Below are 18,963 nucleotides of genomic sequence, written 5' to 3' on the forward strand. Positions count from 1 at the left end.
AATACAATACAATTATGAAATATATCAGCAATAAAATAGTTTGCGGTGCACTGTCGATGTTTACCCTGCTGGGCACAACCTCATGTGGCAACGATTTCCTGAAGGAAGATGCTGGACACCTTTATTCGGATGCACTGCTGGAAGACGAGTCTGGTGCTTTGAAGATGGCTGCCGGACTCTATGGTAACATCCGCTGGCACTTCGGTTACGAGTGGGCTTACGGTATTACCCTTTATGGTTGCGATGAGTTTACCAATGGAGCCGACCTGACCGCCGAGCCTTGGAATACATACGATAACCGTTTGAATCCTCAGGACTGTACACCTGCTCTGGGTGCTGCTAACAAGAACTGTCCTGCCGTATCAGCTCTCTGGGATCAGATGTACTACGGTATCTCTACCGCCAACCTGATTATCAGCAAGGCCGATAACGTTACTAAGGAAGATTCGCGTAACAAGGCACTTGGCGAGGCTCACTTCCTGCGTGGTTACAACTACTATCGCCTGTTCTGCCAGTATGGTGGCGTGGTACTCGAGACCGAGCCTGCCAATGGTACTGTTAAGAAGAGCTTTACCCGTGCCAGCGAGGAGGAGACTCTGAACCTGATTATCGACGACTTCGAAAAGGCTTATCAGATGCTGCCAAAGGATAAGTGGCGTGGCAACGGTACTTGGACCAAATATACCGCAGCCCACTTCCTGGCTAAGGCCCTGCTGTATCGCCAGAGTGAGCGTTGCGCTTCTTGGGCTTCGAGCTATGATAAGAGTGCCGACCTGAATCGTGCTATCTCGCTTTGCGACGAGGTGATTGCTGCTTGCCCACTGGCTCCCGACTACTGGGATCTGTATGCCAAGTGGACTGGTATCGACTGTCCTAACGAGGGCCTGTCAGAAATCCTGATGGCTGCCGAGCACAATGAGGATAAGACCACTCAGGGTCGTTTCGGTAACCGTACCTATAACTACTTCGATCCTCAGTTCTCTAACTTCTCAGGTGGTTGGGTTCAGCGTGGTCAGTACATCGGTGGTATGGACTTCCAGCGTTGCCGTCCTACTGAGTATGCTTACTCTGTTTACGACAATGTGAACGATGCCCGTATGTGGAAGACCTTCAAGACCGTTTACGGTTTGAACCATGCTGCTAAGAAGGATGCCGACGTGATTTCACAGAACGGTATCACAGCCGATCAGGTTCCCGATCTGGGCGACGAGGGTATCATCTTCATCCTGAACAAGAAGAGCGATGCTCGTTTCGATGGCAATCCTTACGGAACATTCGGTCGTGGTGGCGATGTACACAGCTTTGTTAATCCTCTTACAGGTAAGTGGGTGCCCAATGCTTTCGTTACTTTCCAGGATGGCAAGTACGTGCTGAACACCTATACTGGTAACCCCTCAACCTCTAATGTATTCTGCGGTATCAACAAGACTGCCGATGGTAGCCGTACAGGTGAGAAGGGCGATGCCCACCGCGATGTAATCATGGCTCGTAGTGGTGAAACCTATCTGGTTAAGGCCGAGTGCCAGGTTCGTATGGGTAACTACCAGGAGGCCATCAACACGGTGAACGTGCTGCGTGCCCGTGGTCAGTGGAAGAAGGGTGAGGACCGTAGCTACTACACCGATGGTTCGATGGCATTCCTGAAGAGCGATGGTGGTATCACCGATAACTCTACAGCTGCCAGCATCACTCCTAAGAAGAATAAGGATAAGGACGGTAAGCAGCTCACTAATGCCGAGGCTTACGCTTTCTCAATGACTCACACCAATACTTATTACCTCTCAACAGGTATTGCCGAGACTACCGATGCTTCTGATCTGCAGATCAAGAGCTACACTCAGCTGCCTGCCGAGGATGAGGCTATCCTGAAGGAGATTGGTGCAACAAGCGATTACGACCGTATGCTTAACTTCGTATTCAACGAGCGTACTCGTGAGCTGTTAGGTGAGTGGAACCGTTGGGATGAGCTGGCTCGTACCGGATTGCTGGTTAAGCGTGCCAAGGCTTTCAACCCCGAGGCTGCTCCTAACGTACAGGATCGTCACATGTATCGTCCTATTCCTCAGAAGTTCATCGATACTCTGCAGAACGAGGATGGTACTAACCTGAGCGATGCCGACAAGAAGGCTTGGCAGAACCCTGGTTATTAATTCTTCCAACTAGACATAATTTGGTTCATACATATAAATGTTAACAGATTAATTAAGGTTAGTTGTTTTTTGAAAACCGCCCCATGAGTAGCGACTCATCGGGGCGGTTTCTTGTTTTTTCCAAAAAGTAGCTTTTCGATTAGTGAAAAGTAACTTTTTGATATGTGAATACTTATTGTTGTTTATGTGAAAAGTAGCTTTTTGAAGGGTGAAAAGTTACTTTTCGCCCTTACCGAATTTGCTGGGGGGAACACCGTACTTTTCTTTGAAGCACTTGTAGAAGTAAGTGGGCGATTGGAATCCTACTTTGTAGCTTACTTCGGTGACGTTCAGATCGCCCTCGATAAGCAGTTCGGCGGCACGCTTCAATCGCTCGTTCTGCAGATAGCTGTTGGGCGACATGCCTGTAAACTCCTTCATCTTGCCATAGAACTTGGTACGCCCCATTTTTAGCAGCGAGGCAAGGGTATCCACATTAAAGTCGGCATCGCCTAAGCGCTGGGCCACGATGGTCTCCATCTTCTCGCGGAAACGCTGGTCGGCCTCGTCGGTGATGATGGGGGCATTGACCATCGATGCTTGGCCATTGGCTATTGACGATTGACCATTGGTCTGTAGACGGCTGTACCACTGGATGAGCTGGGTAATGCGCAGTACCAGTAGCTCAAAGTTGCAGGGCTTTACCATATAGTCGTCGGCACCAGCCTTGTATCCACGCAGCAACTGGTCGTCGCCATCCAGTGCGGTAAGCATAATCATTGGTGTGTTGCGTGTAGCCTCGTTGGCACGAAGCTGGCGCACAATCTCAAAGCCGTTTACATCAGGCAGCATCACATCGCAAAGAATCAGACTTGGTTGCTGCTCGCCGATTTCGTTCAGCGCCTTCTGTCCTTCGGTATAGCTGATGGTACGGAAATAGCGGCCCACACTCTCACGAATCTGATCAAGCATGTCGGGATCGTCCTCGATGATAGCCACGGTATAGTTCTCGTTAAAGGCCACAGGAGCCAGTTCACGTATATGGTCGGGCGTAGGTTCGGGCTCGTATTGGGTATTCACCGCAGTGCTGCCAGCATAGTCGTCGGCACTGTAAACATCGGCGGTGGCGGGGATGGTAACGATGAAACGTGAGCCACCTTCGGCAGCAATGCGCTCGTAGGCTAAACGTCCTTTGTGGAGCAAGGCCGACTGATAGGCGGTGTACAATCCGATACCCATACCACCCTGCGATACGTAGCCGTGCATAAAGGGCTGGTAAAGCTGTGGTATCTGCAGCTCACTGATGCCAGGACCGCTATCCTCAACAATCAGTTGTAGTTGCTGCTGATCGTCGGTAAGCTTGGCCTTCAGACTGATGCTACCACCCTGTGGGGTGTATTTGATGGCGTTTGAGAGCAGGTTGTAGAGAATGGTCTCGATGAGATGCGGATCGAACGTCAATCGGTGCTGATGGGCGAATGGGGTAAAGGTGAGCGACTGATCCTTGCGGGCGGCCACCTCGCGGAACTCGTCGCAGGTGGTGCGGGCCAGTTTGATGATATCGTCCTCAACCACAGCCAAACGCTGGTTACCCGTGTTAATGCGGCGGAACTCCATCAGTTGGTTAACCAATTTTGAGAGTCGAAGTGTGCCACGACGCACCGTCTGTACCGCTGAACGCGATACCTGTGCATCGTTACCCTTCTGTGTGAGCTTGTCGGCGGCACCACTGATGATGGCCAGTGGTGTGCGGAACTCATGGGCGATATGGGTAAAGAAGTTCAAACGGAAGGTGGTGAGCTCCTTCTCTACACGTATCTGCTGGTCGAGTTCGAAGTTGCGGCGCCAAGAGCGGTAGAAGTACCAGCACAACACGCCAATAATAAAGAGGTAGATGAGCCAAGCCCACCATGTGTTGTACCAAGGCTGACGGATAATTACCGTAAACACATACTCCTCGCTCCACTGGTTGTTCTTGTTCAGCGAACTCAGGTGGAACTGGTAGGTTCCTGGTGGCAGTCCGTTGTAGCGGGCGCTGTTATCGCTGGTAAGCTGTCGCCAGTCGTGCTCTAAGCCCTCCATATAGTAACGGTATTGGGTTGAGGCAATGCCGGCATAGTCGAGGTTTGAGAAACCTAATTCGATAGAGTTCTGGTCGTGACTCAGTACCAATCGGCGGTCGCTGGTGGTAAGGTAACGCGCCACACCATCAATGCTTACCATGGTGATGATGGGGCGGCCAGCCTTCTCGGGTGTGTCGGCGTTCAGTCGCTCAGGTTCCAGTATCATCATACCGTAGGCCGTACCAAACAGCAGTCGGCCATCGGGCAGCATGGCGGTACTGTTCTCGCTGTAGATATTGCTCTCGAGCGTATGACCGAACTGGTATGAGTTTACCTTGCCATCCTTGCGGATACAAGTGATACCGTTGTCGGTACCTGCCCACACGTTGCCTTGACGGTCGGAGGTAATGCTCAGGATATTGTTGGTAATCAGTCCGTCGTGGGTGGTGTAGCCCTGCTGGATGCTGAACTTGCCATCCTGATAGCGGCACTTCTGCAAGCCACCACCACGACCACCTACCCAGATGTTGCCAGCCGAGTCGGGCATCAGACACGAGATTTCGTCGAAGGGGAAGTCGCCGTGTTGGATGTTATGACTGATGAAATCGTCGTCGGTCAGCGATTTCTTCAGCATGTCGATATGATACACGCCGTTGTTGGTTGCCAGCCAGTAGTGGTGACGGTTGTCGGCACGGATGATACGAATCAGACTCTCATTGTACGAGCGTTTCATCAGGTGTGTGATGTTCAGCAAGCCGTCGGCTTCCAGGCGCACCACAAACAGTCCGTCGCCCCAGGTGGCAATCCACAGGCGACCTAATGGGTCTTCGGTAATATCGTATATCTGACTGGATGGGAATTCGATAGGCTTACCGTCGATATATAATCCGCCACCGCGAGTGCCCATCCACTGGTGCCCATGACTGTCCTTGTAATAAGCGTAAACGGCAGCAGGCAGCGTGGTGGCTGTGGCGCTTTGCCACGAGGTGGGGCTCAGTTCGTACAACATGTTGTCGCGGGTGCTCAGCAGCACGCGGTTGCCGCCCGTGTAGGTTACCATGCGTACAAAGTTACTCCAGTCGCCTTTGCGATTGGGTTGTGGGTAGAAATAGTCGGCATTGGTCTTGTCGGGAGGTAGGATACAGGTGAGTCCTGTTGATTCCTCGCTCAACCAGATACAGCCGCTACGGTCGATGAGGATGTTGTTCAGATAGCTGTTGCCCACAATGGCCCATGGCGAAGTGGCCGAATAGTGCTGCAGGCGGTCGTTTTGGATGTCGTACACAAACAGGCCGTTACCATAGCTGGCAATGTAGTACTGTCCGTCGGCACCTTTCTTGATATTATAACGACGGAAACGCTCAACGGTTGATTTCACGCCCTGCATCAGGTTCAGCACACGCATGTCGCCCTGAGCGGGGAACACGTACAGTATGCCTGTGCTGTTGCTCACAAAGTAGTTGTCGTCGTTGGTCAGTCCTTCCATCACGGCACCGCTTCGCACGTGGTACTGCTCGGTGGCCGCTGCTGTGCCCTGTTGGGGGTTAACCATAATCGTCTGGTTATTGGTCATAATCATCCAGCAGCCGTGCCACTGGAAACTGGCGGTTACCATTTTTATGCTTTTTACATCGGCAGCGATGGGTATGCGTCGTAGTTCGCGCCCGTTCTCATCAAAGGCGTAAACTAATCCGGTGTTGGTGAGTGCCAGCATCTGCTTGCCTATCTGTATGCCACGTCGGAAGAATATGCCCTTGGCAATGGTTCGTGCCTTACCCTGTGCATCGATGATGGTGATACCCGATGAGGTCATGGCCCAGAGGCGAGCCTTAGTGTCTTCGAAAGCATCGTTTACGTGATTGATGGGCAAACCGCCGTTAGCCTTGGTATAGTCGGTACAATTCACTGGACCGTCGGTATTGCCCTTTACGCGGCGCACGCCGCTCTCATCGTCGAACATCCACACCACGCCCTGCTTGCCGCGTATAAATCTGCGATAGGTGCGGGCATGGTCGCCTTTGTTGGTAAAGTCGATAAAACAACCCGCACGTAAGTCGTAACAGCAATACACGTAGGTACTGGTGCGCATCCACAGGTGTCGCTTATCGTCGTCGGGGAACACGTAACCCACCACGCCATGGATAGGGTCGGATTCGGGGCCTAGGTTGTAGATGTTGTAGAAGTGGTAGCCATCGTATCGGCACAAGCCGTTGGCTGCGGCCATCCAGATGTAGCCGTCGGCATCCTGGGTCATGTCGAATATCTGATTGCTGGGCAGACCATCGGCCGAACTGATATGGCGGCTGTTGGTTAGAATCTTGTTATGTGCCGACAGCATGCTGCTGATGCCAAGCAGGCACAGTATGAGGTTTTGTTTGAAGTTCATTGATGTTAGTTGTTATTTGGTGCAAAAGTAGCTATTATTTCCGAGAAATAAGCACGTAAAACGAACAATTCTACAGATTTTTGTATAAAAAGTCGAGCGCATATTATAAATAAGGCGTAAATTTGCAGCAAAAACATGATTTAACGATGAAAAGGAATACACTAACAACCGTACTCATGCTGTTGGGCGCCACCATGCTGCAGGCCCAGCCGCGTTATGACATGCAGCATATCAACCGCGAACAGCTGGATCGTGGCGTGGTAGCCATCCGTAGCGGAAAGCAGGTGATGGTTAGCTGGCGCACACTTACCAGCGATGCCGTTGGTGAGGCTTTTGATGTGTACCGCAACGGACAAAAGCTCAATTCAGAGCCCTTGCGCCAGGGTGGTACCTTTTTTGTTGATGAGGCACCGCTGGCTGCAGGTGCCACCTACGAGGTGCGTGGTGGCGGCAAGAACGGCAGCTACCAGTTGCGTGCCGATGCCCCCGAGGGCTATCTGCCCGTCAAGCTGCATAAACCTGCCGATGGCGTAACACCCGATGGGCGTACGTTTGGCTATACGGCTAACGATGCCAGTGTGGGCGATGTGGATGGCGACGGACAATACGAGATACTGCTGAAGTGGGACCCCACCAATGCCCACGATAATGCCCACGATGGTTATACCGGTCCAACGCTCTTGGACTGCTACCGACTGGACGGTACGCTGCTGTGGCGTATCGATTTGGGAATAAACATCCGGAGCGGCGCTCACTATACACCTTTTATATTTTATGATTTGGATGGCGACGGGCGCGCCGAACTGATGGTGCGTACCAGCGATGGTACCCTAGATGGAGTAGGGCGCGTGATAGGCGATGCCAATGCCGACTACCGCCACCGTGCGCCTGCCGATGCTGAGAACCCCAAGCCCGAACGCGAGTGGGGAAAGTATAATAAGCAGGGGCGTCCGATGACAGGACGTATACTTACAGGCAACGAATACATTACTGTTTTTGATGGCTTAACTGGTAAGGCCTTGGATACCAAACCCTATGTGCCGGCACGTGGCAACTTGAGCGACTGGGGCGATAACTATGCCAACCGTTCTGATCGTATGTTGGCTGCTGTGGGCTATCTGGATGGCAAGCATGCCTCAGCCATCTTCTGTCGCGGCTATTATACCCGTACCGTGCTGGCTGCCTGGGATTGGGACGGGAAAGAACTGAAACAGCACTGGGTGTTCGATACCAACAATGAGGGTGTAGGCAAGGATGGCAAACCTTTGCATAGCTATGCGGGTCAGGGCAACCATAACCTGCGTGTGGCTGATATGGATGGCGACGGCTGCGATGAGATAACCTACGGCTCGATGGCGGTAGATCACGATGGTCGTGGTCTGTATAATACCGGTATGGGGCATGGCGATGCGCTACACCTGATGGTTTTCGACCCGAAAAGTATCGAACTGCAGGTGTGGGACTGCCACGAGAACCGCCGCGATGGCAGCGATTTCCGCAATGCCCGTACAGGCGAGGTAATCTTCCAAATTCCTTCGAAAAGTGATGTTGGTCGCTGTATGGCGGCAGATATCGATCCCACCAATCCTGGCTTGGAGATGTGGAGTACCGATAGTCATGGCATCCGTAACATGAAGGGCGAGGTGCTTTACACCGCCGAAGATCCCGATGACCCACAGCACAAGCAGCACCTGAAGCTGGGTGGTCGCCACCTGTCGGTTAACTTTGGTATCTGGTGGGATGGCGATCTGCTGCGCGAACTGCTCGACCACGAGAGTGTAAGCAAGTACGATTGGCAGAACCATACTATTGTAGATGTCACCAAGTTCGAAGGGGTGGTGTTCAACAACTGGACCAAGTCGAACCCATGCCTGTCGGCCGATATCTTAGGCGATTGGCGTGAGGAGGTGATAGCCCGCACTCCCGACAGCAGCGAGCTGCGCATCTTTGTGTCGCCCATCCCTACAGCCTATCGTATCAACTGCCTGATGGAGGATATCCCATACCGCCTTTCAACCGCTGCCCAGAACGTGGGCTACAACCAGCCATCGGAGCCCGGATTCTACCTCGGACCCGATGAAACCATCAACCCATTCCTTAAGTAGAAATTTACAAATTGTAACAAATTAGGTGATTTTTCTGATGTATTTTTGCTTTATATCAGAAAAATTACTTAATTTTGCGCCTTGAAATAGATGGAAAGATTGTTTTACTAACAATAATAATTAACTAACTCATCAAAAATTAAAAATGTACAAGATGATTCAAATGTCATCAAGGCGCGTGTGTTTAACATCGGCCTTGGCTGCGTTGCTCTTTGCTAATGCGCCAGTAAACTATGCTATGGCGTATGGTGGAGTAACAGGAATTCAACAAACAGCAAGTGTAAATGGTGTTGTGGTTGACCAGACTGGCGAAGCCATTATTGGTGCCACCATCAAAGTTAAGGGCAGCCAGAAGGGTGCCATTAGCGATTACGATGGTAACTTTACCATCGATGCCCAGCGTGGCGACGAGCTTGAGATTAGCTACATTGGCTACAAAACTCAGGTTATCAAGGTTTCTGGTCAGCATGTAAAGGTAACATTGCTGGAGGACTCTAAAGCACTTCAGGAGGTAGTAGTTGTAGGTTTCGGTACCCAGAAGAAGGTTAACCTTACAGGTGCCGTTTCTGTTGTAGATGGCGACGAGCTGGCTCAGCGCCCCGTTGCTAATGCCGCTCAGGCTTTGCAGGGTGTAGTACCCGGACTGCAGATTGCATCAACCAGTGGTTCGCTCGACGCTTCGCCCAGCATCAATGTTCGTGGTACTGCCACTATCGGTGAGGGTTCAAGCGGTTCGCCTCTGATTCTGATCGATGGTATGGAGGGCGACCTGAACACCATCAACCCACAGGATATCCAGAGCATTTCTGTTCTGAAGGATGCTGCAGCATCATCAATCTATGGTAGCCGTGCACCTTTCGGTGTTATCCTGATTACCACTAAGAATGGTGGCAAGGATAGCAAGGTAAAGGTTAACTATAACAACAGCTTCCGTTTCAGCAACCTGATTCGTGGTAAGCACATGATGAATTCGGTTGACTACGCTTCGTGGTTGAACGATGCCAAGACCAATCAGGGTCAGTCGGTATTCTTCGATGCTGAGCGTATGGCAGCCATCAAGGAGTATCACGAGGCCACACCAGTAGGTCCTGGCACACGTCGTACTGCCGATGGTAAGCTGGTTTACGCTATCGGTTCGCAGAACGGTGTAACCTGGGACGACGGTTACGGCTACGGTATCGATGATGTCGACTGGTATGATGTGGTTTATAAGAACTCTGCTTTCTCGCAGGAGCACAACGCCAGCGTAAACGGTGGTTCGGATAAGCTTAACTTCTACGCATCAATCGGCTACCTTGATCAGGGTGGTTTCATGAACATGGGTAGCGATGGTTTCAAGCGTTACAACGGTACAGCCAAGATGAACATCGAGCTGGCCAAGTGGATCCGCATGAACTACAACATGCGTTTTGCCCGCACAAACTACCATCGTCCTGCTGCACTTACTAGCAGCCTGTATAACGATATGGCCCGTCAGGGATGGCCTATGCTGCCTCTGTACGATCGCAACGGTTATCTGTACTCTTCACCATCACCAGCTCTGGCTTTGGCTACAGGTGGTACCGACCGTAAGGAGCGCGATGTACTTAACCATCAGCTTGGTTTCGTTATCGAGCCTGTTAAGAACTGGATTACACATATCGATTTTAACTACAAAGTAGATAACGCTATCCGTCACTGGGATAGTCAGCGCACTTACAACCACAACGTGGCTGGCGAGGCTATCATCTACAACCAGGGCTCAAACGTTCACGAGGATGAGGCTAAGGATAACTACCTGAACTTCCAGGCTTACACCGAGTACACTTGGAGTATGGCCGAGAAGCACAACTTCCATGTAATGGGCGGTTTCCAGACCGAGCAGCTCAAGCGCACCGTATTCGGTTTGCAGCGTAACGGTATCCTGGATCCTTCTAAGGCTGAGGTTGACCTGACTAATGGTCTGAGCTACTCAGGCGAGGCTATCGTTCCTGATGTGAACGGTTCGCGCAACCAGTGGCAGACAGCCGGTTTCTTCGGTCGTGTTAACTACAACTACGACGAGAAGTACCTGTTCGAGGCTAACCTGCGTTACGATGGTACCTCACGTTTCCGTAGCGATAAGATGTGGAAGCTGTTCCCATCAGTATCGCTGGGTTGGAACATTGCCCGCGAGCAGTTCTGGGAGAACCTGGCTGGTACTGTTAACACCCTGAAGCTGCGTGCTTCGTACGGTTCGCTGGGTAACCAGAATATCAACAACTGGTATCAGACTTACCAGACTATCGCTTACAACTCTGTAGCCGGTACATGGTTGCAGAATGGTGCTAAGCCTAACACCACCAGCGCTCCTGGACTGGTTTCGGCTCTGCTTACATGGGAGAAGGTTGAGAGCTACGACCTCGGTCTCGACTTCGGTGCTTTCAATAACCGTTTGACTGGTACTTTCGATTACTATATCCGTAACACTAAGGATATGGTTGGTAACGCTCCTGAGCTGCCTGCCATCCTTGGTACAAGCGTGCCTGTAACTAACAATACCGACTTGCGTACTACTGGTTGGGAGTTGCAGATTAGCTGGCGCGACGTGCTGAAGAACGGTTTGTCGTATGGTGTAACATTCAACATCTCTGATGCCCGTACCAAGATTACCCGTTATCCTAACAACCCAACTGGTTCTATCAACAACTACATCGAGGGTCGTTACATGAACGAGATCTGGGGCTTCGAGACCATCGGTATCGCTAAGAGCGACGAGGAGATGAATGCTCACCTGGCTAAGGCCGATCAGAGCTCGCTGGGAAGCAACTGGGCTGCTGGTGATATCATGTACCGCGACCTGAATAATGATGGTAAAATTTCACGTGGTGCACAGACACTCGACGACCACGGCGACTTGAAGGTGATTGGTAACTCTACACCTCGTTACCTGGTAGGTTTGAACCTGAATGCAGCTTACAAGGGCTTTGATATCAGCGCTTTCTTCCAGGGTGTGATGAAGCGCGACTGGTGGATTGGCGGCTCATGGGGCGGTGGTCTCGAGTATCTGTTCGGTACCACAAACTCATGGGAGTGGTGGAGCGTAGGTATCACCGACGTTCAGGATTACTATCGCGATGCCAACACATGGTCGGTACAGAATGGTTACCAGGAGGCTAATCAGGATGCCTGGTTGCCACGCGTACAGTTCAGCGATAAGAACGAGCAGGCCCAGACACGTTACCTGATGAATGGTGCTTATGTTCGCCTGAAGAACCTGCAGCTGGGTTACACCCTGCCACGCCAGATTACACAGCCTTGGGGTATCAGTAACCTGCGTGTATTTGTTTCGGCCGAGAACCTGTTTACTATCACCAAGATGCCTCACCAGTTCGATCCTGAGCTGATGTCGAACTCGGTTGATCAGAACAACGGCTATCCTTTGCAGAAGACATTTGCATTCGGTCTTAACGTATCATTCTAATGGTAAACATTCACGTATTAAATAATAGAAAATTATGAAACTCTATAAATCATCATTCATAGCATTGGCTCTTACTGCGAGTGTAACTGCATGTACCGACTACCTGGAGCAGGAGCCACCATCATCGCTGACACCAGAGAATTTCTACACCAGCGAGGATCAGGTTCAGGCTGTAGCAAACCGTTTCTATCAGGACATCATGCCTGGTCACGGCGGTTGGGACTACGGTACCTACACCAACGATAACAATACCGACGTGCAGGCTGCCCGCACACCAAGCGCTAAGTTCTCGGCTAACCTCTGGCACACAGCTCAGAGCGAGAGCGACTGGTCATGGGGTAACATCCGCAACATTAACTATCAGCTGGCTCAGCTCAAGGCTAAGCTGGCCGAGAATGCTATCAGCGGTAACGAGACCAATATCCGTCAGTATATCGGCGAGGTTTACTTCTTCCGTGCATACGCTTACTTCGATATGCTGAAGAAGTATGGCGACCTGCCTATCCTTACCGAGGCTCTGCCCGACGACGAGAGCGTACTGGTTGCAGCCAGCCATCGTCAGCCTTGTAACGAGGTGGCCCGTTTCATCGTTAACAACCTTGATACAGCCATCACTTACATGAAGGAGGATTTCGAGAAGCGTCACACACGTATCTCTGCCGATGCTGCCAAGCTGTTCAAGAGCCGCGTAGCCCTTTACATGGGTTCATGGCTTACCAACTTTGCCGGCACTCCATTTGTGCCCAATGGTGCAGGTTGGCCAGGTGCTGCCAAGAATCCTAACTACCAGTTCCCCACTGGCTCTATCGAGAACGAGGCTAAGTACTTCTTCGAGACAGCAGCCGCTGCCGCCGAGCAGGTAGCCGATAAGTATAAGAACAGTCTGACTGTTAACAACGGTGTTGTTCCTCAGGCCGAGGGTGAGAGCAATCCTTACCTCGAGTTGTGGGGCACTACTAACTGCGCTGGCAAGAGCGAGATTCTGTTGTGGCGCGAGTACAGCAAGTCGCTGGGTATCCAGAACGATGTTGAGGTAGCTGTTGAGAAGGGAAATATCGGTACAGGCGTTACCCGTTCGCTGGTTGAGCGCTACGTGATGGCCGATGGTAAGCCCATTTACGCTTCGGCTTATACTTACGACGATTCTGAGATTGCCAAGGTAGTTGAGAATCGCGACCCACGTTTGCAGGTTATGCTTAAGGTGCCCGGACAGGTTAACTGCTTTAAGAACGTTACCGACGATGCTGGTACACACTGGACTGAGACTGAGCCTACACCAAACATCACCAACGCTAATGCCGAGGATGGTTACATTACCGGTTATGCTATCCGTAAGGGTATGACCTTCGACCGTGCACTCACCGCCAATGGTGGTAGCTACAACGCTTGTGTGATTTTCCGCGCTACCGAGGCTCTGCTCAACTACATCGAGGCTGAGTACATGCTCACAAAGAACATCAACTCTGGTAAGATTCTGGAGTATTGGAAGAAGGTTCGTCAGGCTGCCGGCTTTACTGGTGCCGCTATCGATCCTCAGGTAACTATCGCTGCTACCGATATGACCAAGGAGACACTCGACTGGGGTGCTTACACCGCTGGCGAGCTGCTCACCGATGCTACACTTTACAACATCCGTCGTGAGCGTAGCTGTGAGTTCCTGGCCGAGGGCTTGCGCGATATGGACCTGAAGCGTTGGCGCTCATACGAGCAGCTGATTAAGAAGCCCGTATATGCTGAGGGTATCCACCTGTGGAATACACCTATGGAGAAGTGGTACAACGACCTGGTTGCCGATGGTTCAAGCAGCTCTAACGTATCACAGAAGAGCATCAGCGAGTACCACTGCCCACACGTGGTTAACATGACCAACAATAGCTATGCTAAGGGATTGACATGGCGTATGGCCTACTATCTGCAGCCACTGCCTCTGCGTCAGTTCCTGCTCACAGCAGCCGACCACGCCAGCATCGATCAGAGTCCGATGTACCAGAACCCATATTGGCCCACCGAGACCGATGCCCCTGCACAGCAGTAATCTGATATCAGATATCCATTCAAGGGTCTCTCGCCATTTGGCGGGAGCCCTTTTTTTGTTTTTTTTATTCCGTAAAATAATCCATATATAATCATTATTTTTTCTATGTGTTTTGAATGGGAAATGCATTACCTTTGCAGCGAGTAATTAAAAACATGATAGATATGCAAGGATATAGCAAAGGTTTTCTGTATTTCATCTGCGCCGTGTCGGCCATGGGCGGACTGCTTTTTGGCTACGACTGGGTGGTGATAGGCGGTGCCAAACCGTTTTATGAGTTGTATTTTGCCATTAGCCATTCGCCTTTAATGCAAGGTGTAGCTATGACTACGGCCTTGATTGGTTGTCTGGTAGGCGCGATGGTGGCAGGTGCCGCTGCCGATAAGTACGGTCGCAAACCGCTGTTGATGACATCGGCAGTACTGTTTACGGTATCGGCCATCGCCACGGGCTTGTTCAATGATTTCACCTTATTTAATATTGCCCGTTTTGTGGGTGGTATAGGCATCGGTGTGGCTTCGGCCTTGGCACCTATGTATATTGCCGAGGTGAGTCCGGCCGAGATCCGCGGACGCATGGTGAGTCTGAACCAGATGACCATTGTGCTTGGTATACTTGGTGCGCAAATCGTAAACATGCTTTTGGCGCGTGATACGGCTGTAGCCGAGAGTCAGGCGTGGAATGTAGAGTGGGGCTGGCGCTGGATGTTCTGGGCCGAAACAGCTCCTGCAGCATTGTTCCTGCTGATGAGTTTCTTCATACCCGAGAGCCCCGTGTATTTGGCATTAAAGCAGGGTAAAACCGATGGCTCGCTGAAGCGCGAGGCTGGTTTTGGCGAATTGTTCCAGCACAAATATGGCAAGGTTTTGCTGTTGGGTTTGGTTATAGCCGTGTTCCAGCAGTGGTGTGGCACCAACGTGATTTTTAACTACGCTCAGGAGATTTTTGTGGGTGCAGGCTTCGATGTGGATGGTATGTTTATCAATATTGTGATTACAGGTATCGCCAATGTGGTGTTTACGTTTGTGGCACTCTATACCATCGAGAAGTGGGGCCGCCGTACGCTCATTCTGATTGGTGCCGGCGGACTGGGACTGATTTACCTCACCCTTGGCACCTGCTACTTTATGGGCCTTACGGGCATGCTGATGGTAGCCCTGGTAGTGGCTGCTATCTCTGTGTATGCCATGACGTTAGGCCCTGTTACGTGGACGCTGCTGGCCGAGATATTCCCACACCGTGTGCGTGGCATCGCCATGGCTACGTGTACTTTTGCCCTTTGGGTGGGCTGTTGTACGCTTACCTTCTCGTTCCCATCCATGAATGCGGCCTTAGGCAGTAGCGGTACGTTCTGGATTTATAGCGGCATCTGCGTGTGTGCCTTTATCTATCTGCTGCGCAACTGTCCCGAAACCAAAGGCAAGAGTCTGGAGGATTTGGAAAAAGAATTGGTAAAATAACCATATAAATTGTAAATAGTAAAATTGTAAATATAGAGATGGTAAAAGCTTGGAGAGAAATCGTGACTATTCCTACCTACGAAGTAGGAAAGCCCGAAAAGAACCCGATGTTCCTGGAAAAACGTGTTTATCAGGGTTCTAGTGGCGTGGTATATCCTTATCCTGTTATCGAGACAATGAGCGACGAGAAGGTGGATAAGGAGTATAAGGCCGTTTATATCGAGAACGAGTATATCAAGGTGATGATACTGCCCGAACTGGGCGGGCGTGTGCAGATGGCTTACGATAAGATTAAGCAGCGCCACTTTGTGTATTATAATCATGTTATTAAGCCCGCTTTGGTAGGCTTGGCTGGTCCTTGGATTAGCGGTGGTATCGAGTTTAACTGGCCCCAGCACCATCGTCCATCCACCTACATGCCCGTTGATAGCACCATTGTCGAGAACCAGGATGGCTCTATCACCGTATGGGTAAACGAGATGGAGCGTATGTTCCACCAAAAGGGTATGGCAGGCTTTACCCTGCGCCCTGGTTGTGCTTATCTCGAAATTCAGGGTCGCGTCAGCAATCGCACCAATCTGCCTCAGACCTTCCTGTGGTGGGCCAACCCAGCCGTTGAGGTTAACGATGCCTACCAGAGTGTGTTTCCACCCGATATCAATGCCGTGTTCGATCATGGTAAGCGTGCCGTTTCGTCGTTCCCCATCGCCACAGGCACCTATTATAAGATGGACTATTCGGCAGGTGTTGATATCTCTAACTATAAGAATATCTTCGTACCCACCAGCTATATGGGCATAAACTCACGCTTCGATTTCGAGGGTGGTTACGAGAACGATACCCAGGGTGGCATGCTGCATGTGGCCAGTCACCACTACTCGCCAGGCAAGAAACAATGGACTTGGGGTAATGGCGACTTTGGTCGCGCTTGGGACCGCAACCTCACAGATGAGGCTACACCCGAGGAGATGGCTCAGTGGCATATCTACCGCGAAGGCTTCCGTCCCTATATCGAGCTGATGGCAGGTGTTTATACCGAGAACCAGCCCGACTTCGCTTGGCTGATGCCATACGAGGAAAAACAGTTTGTGCAGTATTTTATGCCTTATCGCGAGGTGGGAATAGTAAAACAGGCCTCTAAGGATTTCGTGATGAACATCGAGCAGACTGATGATACACATATCACGTTTAAGATTCTGGCCACTTCGAAGAAGGAGGTAAGGATAGTGCTTGAGGATAAATATGGGCATGAGTATTATAATCAGGTGGTAACCCTCTCGCCCGAGCAGGTGCTCATTGAGACGGTGGATACCCAGGATGCGCAGTTTAGCGATATGTTCTTGACTATCGATCGTCCTGAGAATCCCCGTATGTACCCGCTGTTAGAGTGGCATGCCGAGGCCGACGAAATCCGTCCTATTCCTGATGCTGCCGAGGCTGCGCTCTCGCCACAGGACACCAAGACCATCGATCAGCTTTACCTCACAGGTTTGCACCTTGAGCAGTACCGCCACGCCACCTGGAGCGCACTCGATTATTACGAGGAGGCCCTGCGTCGCGATCCTATGGATTATCGCTGCAACATGCAGATGGGCCTGTGGTACCTGCGCCGTGCCCGTTTCGATAAGGCTAAAGGCTATCTCGAAACAGCCGTAAAGGTGCAGAAACGTCGCAATCCCAACCCCTACGATGGCGAGGCGCTGTTTTATCTGGGCGTGGTTAATAAGCTGCTGGGGCAGTATGGTGTGGCCTACAATTGCTTCTGGAAATCTACCTGGAACAAGGGTTGGGCCGATGCCGGCTATTTCGAGGCCGCCTGCATCAGCATCGCTGCCGAGAAATGGGAGGATGCGCTCTGTGAACTCAATCGCGCCCTCATTAGCAACAGTCACAACCATAAGGCACGCGCCATGAAGGCTGCTGTGCTGCGCAAACTGGGTAGAAAAGATGAGGCTTTGGCTTGGATTCAGGAGTCGTACACCATCGATCCATTCAATTATGTGTGCATGGTTGAGGAGCACCTGCTCACGGGCTGTGACGCGCCACTCGATCGCATGGTAGAACTCATGCACGGCAACATCTATAATTACCACGAAACAGCCCTCGATTATACGCAGGCCGGTTTGAAAAGCGAGGCTGCGCTGGTGCTGCAAACCGCCATCAAGCGTGGGGTAGAGGAGTCGCCACTCACCTATTACTATCTGGCAAATATTATGAGTTTGGCCGATGTAAAGGAGTATGTCAACAAGGCTATGGCGGCAGCTCCCGATTATTGCTTCCCTAACCGATTAGAAGATGCACGTATGCTCGAGGCATTTAAGATGTTCGGCGATCCCAAGGCGGCTTACTATCTGGGCTGTCTGTATTACGACAAGCGCCAGTACGATTTGGCTATCGAGAATTGGGAACTCTCGGCCCGTCTCGATCCTACCTTCCCAACCGTATGGCGCAACCTGGCGCTCGCACGCTTTAACAAGCAGGGTAACCATGAGCAGGCCCTCGAATACATGGAGAAAGCCTTCCACCTCGATGAGAACGATGAGCGCATCTTCATGGAGCTCGACCAGCTTTACAAGCGCCTGCACCGTCCGCATGCCCAGCGCCTGGCTTTCTACGAGCAGCATGCCGAGCTGATAGAGCGCCGCGACGACCTCGTTCTCGAACAGGCCACCCTGCTCAACATGCTGGGCCGCTACCAGGAGGCTAAGCAATTGATTGATAACCGCATCTTCCATCCTTGGGAGGGTGGCGAAGGCAAGGTGAGCGGTCAGTATCAGATGTGTCGTTTGGAGATTGCCAAACAGCTGCTGCTTAAGGATGCCAACGATGCGCGCGCCAAGCAGCTGCTGGAGGAGTGCCTGGTGTTCCCACATCATTTGGGCGAGGGCAAGCTCTATGGCTCGCAGGATAACGATTTTCTCTACTTCCTGGGGCGATATGAGGAAGGCACCGTAGGCCCCACCGAGCCCGCAGCTGCCATGTACTACAACGATGCCAAGCCCGATAAAATCTTCTATGCCGCCCTGTGCTACCGCAAGCTCGGTCAGGAGGATAAGGCCCGCTCGCTGTTCCATAAGCTCATCAACTACGGCAAGCAGCACCTCTTCGACCATGTGGTGATGGACTACTTTGCCGTGTCTTTGCCCGACCTGCTGGTATGGGAAGGCGACCTCGACGAGTTGAATCGCATCCATTGCCTGTACATGCTCGCCCTGGGCTATTACGGCATGGGCGATAAGGCAAAGGCCGAGCGCTACCTGCGCCAGGTAGAAGAAATGGATAATAATCACCTAGGCGCCCACCAGTTCCGAACCCTCATGGCCGCCGAAAACAACTAACGTGA

The 18,963-nt window shown here is 51.5% G+C and carries 7 protein-coding genes and 1 pseudogene; 6 read left to right on the plus strand and 2 right to left on the minus strand.

The window, feature by feature from the left end; genetic code table 11:
- The first annotated feature begins 14 nt into the window (after positions 1 to 14).
- A complete protein-coding gene (locus T500_RS0105215; protein WP_028907237.1) occupies positions 15 to 2,150 on the plus strand; it encodes a RagB/SusD family nutrient uptake outer membrane protein in 2,136 nt (711 codons plus the stop codon).
- 216 nt (positions 2,151 to 2,366) lie between these two features.
- On the opposite strand, the gene T500_RS0105220 is transcribed toward T500_RS0105215, so the two are convergent.
- Entirely contained in the window at positions 2,367 to 5,807 is a 3,441-nt protein-coding gene (locus tag T500_RS0105220; protein ID WP_410543877.1) for a response regulator, read from the minus strand.
- Between the two features lie 606 nt (positions 5,808 to 6,413).
- A pseudogene (locus T500_RS17485) lies at positions 6,414 to 6,578 on the minus strand (two-component regulator propeller domain-containing protein); the annotation flags it as partial.
- A 146-nt stretch (positions 6,579 to 6,724) separates the two neighbouring features.
- Between T500_RS17485 and T500_RS0105225 the strand changes: the two are divergent.
- The 5 genes from T500_RS0105225 to T500_RS0105245 all read left to right on the plus strand — a co-directional run bounded on the left by T500_RS0105225 (position 6,725) and on the right by T500_RS0105245 (position 18,958).
- Positions 6,725 to 8,683: a rhamnogalacturonan lyase gene (locus T500_RS0105225; protein WP_028907239.1), complete on the plus strand. Its 1,959-nt coding sequence runs from the start codon at positions 6,725 to 6,727 to the stop codon at positions 8,681 to 8,683.
- Between the two features lie 163 nt (positions 8,684 to 8,846).
- Positions 8,847 to 12,125: a SusC/RagA family TonB-linked outer membrane protein gene (locus T500_RS0105230; protein WP_230580856.1), complete on the plus strand. Its 3,279-nt coding sequence runs from the start codon at positions 8,847 to 8,849 to the stop codon at positions 12,123 to 12,125.
- A 34-nt stretch (positions 12,126 to 12,159) separates the two neighbouring features.
- Entirely contained in the window at positions 12,160 to 14,160 is a 2,001-nt protein-coding gene (locus tag T500_RS0105235; RefSeq protein WP_028907241.1) for a RagB/SusD family nutrient uptake outer membrane protein, read from the plus strand.
- Positions 14,161 to 14,324: 164 nt separating this feature from the next.
- Positions 14,325 to 15,620, plus strand: coding sequence for an MFS transporter (locus T500_RS0105240; protein ID WP_028907242.1), 1,296 nt, complete (start codon positions 14,325 to 14,327; stop codon positions 15,618 to 15,620).
- Between the two features lie 38 nt (positions 15,621 to 15,658).
- The gene (locus T500_RS0105245) at positions 15,659 to 18,958 is read left to right on the plus strand and encodes a DUF5107 domain-containing protein (RefSeq protein WP_028907243.1); all 3,300 of its coding nucleotides are present in this window, start codon (positions 15,659 to 15,661) and stop codon (positions 18,956 to 18,958) included.
- Positions 18,959 to 18,963: the final 5 nt, after the last annotated feature.

It is taken from the genome of Xylanibacter ruminicola Ga6B6, assembly GCF_000687715.1.
GTDB classification, from domain to species: Bacteria; Bacteroidota; Bacteroidia; order Bacteroidales; family Bacteroidaceae; genus Prevotella; species Prevotella ruminicola_B.